The sequence below is a fragment of the Rhodocaloribacter sp. genome, from assembly GCF_056451265.1.
Genome location: NZ_JBWOPL010000043.1, coordinates 1 through 4,280, shown reverse-complemented (window position 1 = coordinate 4,280; position 4,280 = coordinate 1). Strand labels below are relative to the sequence as shown.

Annotated in this window: 4 protein-coding genes; all 4 read left to right on the top strand. The window is 69.2% G+C overall.

The genetic code is table 11. The features are described from left to right. A partial coding sequence (locus AC1HIY_RS07265; RefSeq protein ID WP_479576057.1) for a PfkB family carbohydrate kinase occupies positions 1-902 on the top strand: 902 nt, incomplete at its 5' end. Further along, on the top strand, positions 899-1,681 hold the full coding sequence (locus AC1HIY_RS07260; RefSeq protein WP_479576056.1) for a creatininase family protein: 783 nt from the start codon (positions 899-901) through the stop codon (positions 1,679-1,681). The genes AC1HIY_RS07265 and AC1HIY_RS07260, both read left to right, overlap by 4 nt. A 125-nt stretch (positions 1,682-1,806) precedes the next feature. Further along, entirely contained in the window at positions 1,807-3,153 is a 1,347-nt protein-coding gene (locus tag AC1HIY_RS07255) for a dihydrolipoyl dehydrogenase family protein (protein ID WP_479576055.1), read from the top strand. A gap of 161 nt (positions 3,154-3,314) precedes the next feature. After that, positions 3,315-4,280 (top strand): aminopeptidase P family protein (locus AC1HIY_RS07250; protein WP_479576054.1); only part of this gene is annotated, 966 nt, incomplete at its 3' end.

Here is a 4,280-nt window from a genome sequence, read left to right as displayed (position 1 = left end):
TGCGTCCCTTCCACTTAGCGTGCTCTTCGATGAACACCGTCGTGCTCGGCTCGGTCACCATCGACCGCATCGTTCAGGGGGGACGGGCGGTGGAGAAGGTGGGCGGGGTGGCGACGTACGCCGGCCTCACCTATCGCCGGCACGGGTTGCCGACGACGGTGGTGACGAACCTCGCGGCGGGGGATGCGGGCGTGCTCGCGGCGCTCGAAAGACGCGGCGTCCGTTGCGTGGTCGGCCCTTCCGAGGCGACGACGCGCTTCGTGAACCGGGTGGACGGTGATGACCGGCGACAGGAGATGCCCGCCGCCGCCGCGCCGATCCCGGCAGCCCTCGCCCGCCCGGCGCTCGACGGCGCCCGGCTCATCCACCTCGGCCCCCTGCATCCGCACGCCTTCGCCCACGACCTCTGGCCCCTCGTGGCCGCGCATGAGGTCGAGACGGCCCTCGACGTGCAGGGGTATGCCCGCCGCGCCGTTCGCGGCGTGATCGAGCGGCACGTCGATCCGTCCGTGGCCGAAGCGCTCGCGTGCGTCGGCTTCGTGAAGGCAGACCCGGACGAACTCGCCGCCGTCCTGGCCGCGCTCGCCCTCGACCTGCCCTCGCTCATGACGCGCTTCGACCTTCGCGAAGTGGTCGTCACCGAGGGGCGGAAAGGGGGATGCGTCTATGAACGCTCCGGGCGACGCTTCCCGTACGCCGCCGCCCCGGTTGCGCGCGTGGTCGATCCGACGGGGGCCGGCGACGTGTTCTTCGCGGCCTACCTCGCGGCCCGGCTGCACGAGCGGCGGGACCTCCCCGAAGCCTGCGCCCACGCCGCCCTCACGGCGGCGCGACAGGTCGAAGGACGCTACCTTCCCGAAGCCGACCTCCGGCGCGATCTTCCCATCCCGAAACGCACATGAGACCTTATCTTCTCGCCGAGGCGGACTGGAAAACGGTCCGCGACACGCCGTACGAAGTCGCCGTCCTGCCGTGGGGCGCGACGGAAGCTCACAACTTCCATCTGCCGTATGCGACGGACACCCTTCAATGCGACCACATCGCCGGAGAGGCGGCGCGGCGGGCGTGGGAGCGCGGGGCGAAGGTGATCGTGCTGCCGACGATCCCCTTCGGGGTGAACACCGGACAACTCGACATCAAGCTCGACGTGAACATGAACCCGAGCACCCAGGCGGCCGTCCTTCGCGACGTCGTCGACGCGCTCTCGCGGCAGGGTATCTCGAAGCTCGTGGTGATGAACGGACACGGCGGAAACGACTTCCGACAGATGATCCGGGAGCTTCAGCCGCAGTTTCCCGGCGTCTTTCTGTGCGCGATGAACTGGTACACGGTCGTCGATCCCGGCCTTTTCTTCGATGAGCCGGGCGATCATGCGGGGGAGATGGAGACGAGCGTCATGCTTCACGTCGCGCCGGCGCTCGTGCGGCCGCTCGCCACGGCGGGGGAGGGGCGCACCCGTCCGTTCGCGCTCCGCGCCCTCCGTGAAGGCTGGGCGTGGACGCCGCGCGCGTGGAGCCGCGCCACGTTCGACACCGGCGTGGGCGACCCTTCGCGCGCCACCGCCGAAAAGGGGCGGCGGTATTTCGAGGCCGTCACGGAGAAGATCGCCTCGTTCCTCGCCGAACTCGCCGCCCTCGACCTCGATGCGCTCTATGAGGAGGATCCAAAGCCGCGAAAATGAGCGTCTTCGAGAGGTCTTCGCGCGTAACGTCTGTCTCTCCCGTGCCACGCATGGGCGCGAGACGTTTTGCGGTTGCTCGGTTGCCTGTCACCTGATCATGCGCGTCATCTAATCGGAGGGAAAACATGAAAAGTTATGATCTCATCGTCATCGGGGGCGGGAGCGCGGGGCTGGCCGTGGCCGGTCGTGTGAAGGATGCGGGGCGGTCGGTCCTCGTGGTGGAGGCGCGGGACCTCGGCGGGACGTGCCCGCTCCGGGGTTGCGTGCCGAAGAAAGTGCTCGTGGCGGCGGCGGAGACGCTTCATCACATCGCCACCGCCGGGGCGCACGGCATCGAAGTCGGCCCCCCGCGCGTCGATTGGCCGAAACTCATTGCGCGGAAGGAGACGTTCGTCGAAGGGGCGCCGGCGTCTTTCGAGCGGGGGCTCCTCAAGCGCGGCGTCGACGTCGTGTACGGGCGGGCGAAGTTCGTCGGTTCGCATGAGATCGAGGTGGACGGCGAGCGGTATCGGGGCGCGAAGTTCCTCATCAGCACGGGCTCGAAGCCGAGGCGCCTGCCCATCCCCGGCTTCGAACACACGATCACGAGCGAAGACCTCCTCGAGATGCCCGCGCTGCCGGCGTCGCTCGTGTTCATCGGGGCGGGGGTCATCGCGATGGAGTTCACGCACGTGCTCGCGCGCGCCGGGACGAAGGTGACCCTCGTCGAGATCGCGCCGCGACCGTTGCCCATGCTCGACGCCACCCTCGTCGAGGCGCTGGTCGAGGAGACGCGCCGTCTGGGCGTGGACGTCTATACCGCCGCCGAGACGCGGTCTATCGTGCGGGAGGGGGAGGCGTACGTGGTCACCCTCTCGCAGGAGGGCCGGACGAAGACGCTCCGGGCCGAGCGCGTGGCCAACGGCGCCGGCCGCGTCGCCGCCGTGGACGAGCTCGACCTCGACGCCGCAGGCATCGCGCACGAGCGGGGCGCCATCACCGTGGACGCATTCCTTCGGAGTGTCTCGAACCCCGACGTGTTCGTCGCCGGGGACACGCTCGCGGGTCGCCCGCAGCTCTCGCCGGTGGCCGGGTACGAGGGGAAGATCGTCGCACACAACCTGCTGAACGACGACCTCAAAGCTCCGGACTACACGAGCATTCCGCAGGTGGTTTTCACCGTGCCCGCTCTGGCGAGCGTCGGCATGGATGAACGGGCGGCGGAAGCGCAGGGGCTCGACTTCGACGTGAAGGTCAACGACATGAGGACGTGGCGCTCGGCGCGGACGTACGCCGAGACGGCCGCGCTCGCGAAGGTGCTCGTCGAGCGCGGGACGGGGCGCATCCTCGGCGCGAAGCTCCTCGGGCACGGCGCGCAGGAAGTGATCCACACGTTCGCTTTCGCCCTCAAATACGGGATCCACGCCGACGAACTCAAGGACTTCGTGTATGCCTATCCCACCTTCACCTCGGATGTGAAGTACCTCGTCTGAAAAGGCGGCGTCCGTCTCTGAAGGCATGGGCCCGGGAGCCTCTTCTCGGTGGAGGTGTTGGGGGAAAACTCTGGCGGCGTGGGCATGCGAGTCCCCTGAGGGCGAGTCCTTCCGGCCGGAAACCCGTATCTTCGCTTTCCTCTTTCCAAGAGATCCTGTCCATGCGGATGAGTCATCGCCTCGAAAAGGTTCGCGGGCTCCTCGGCGCACACGACGCCGACGCGGCGCTCCTCACGTTCTTGCCGGACATCCGGTGGGCGTGTGGCTTCACCGGCTCGAACGGTCTCCTGCTCGTGCTCCCCGACGCCGCGCACTTCGTCACCGACGGCCGGTATCTCGCGCAGGCCGAGGCGGAGGTGCGGGGCGCGGCGGTGCACGTGCCGGGGTACGACCTCTTCGGACATCTCGCCGCAGCCGGGCTCTTCGGTGCGGCGCAGACGACGCTCCTTCAGGCCGAGCACCTCACGCTGGCCGAAATGGGACGCATCGAGGCGCTCTTCCCGGCGATGACCTGGCGGCCGGTGGAACGGATGCTTGCGGCGTTCGTGGCGGAGAAGGAGCCGGAGGAGGTCGCTCGCATCCGGGAGGCGCAACGCATCACGGACGAGGTGTTCGTCGAGATCCTCGGCGTGCTCCGCCCCGGCATGACGGAGCGCGAGGTGGCCGCGGAGATCGTGTACGGGCATCTCCGCCGGGGAGCCGAGCGGATGGCGTTCGATCCCATCGTCGCCGCCGGACCGAACGGGGCGCTCCCGCACGCCCGCCCGTCGGACCGGAAGATCGGGATCGGCGAACTCGTCGTGCTCGATTTCGGCGGGGTGCGCGACGGCTATGCTTCGGACATGACGCGCACGGTGGCCGTCGGGGAGCCCGGAGCCGGGGCGCGGCGCGTGTACGGCGTCGTGCGCGAGGCGCAGGCGCGGGCGCTCGAAGCGGCGCACGCCGGGATGCCTTCGAAGGCACTCGACGGCGTCGCGCGGGGCGTGATCGAGGCGGCGGGCTACGGAGAATATTTCACGCACAGCCTGGGCCACGGCATCGGCCTTCAGACGCACGAGTGGCCCCCGGTCTCTTTCCGCTCCGAAGAGCCGCTTCCCCTGAACGCCGCCGTCACCATCGAGCCGGGG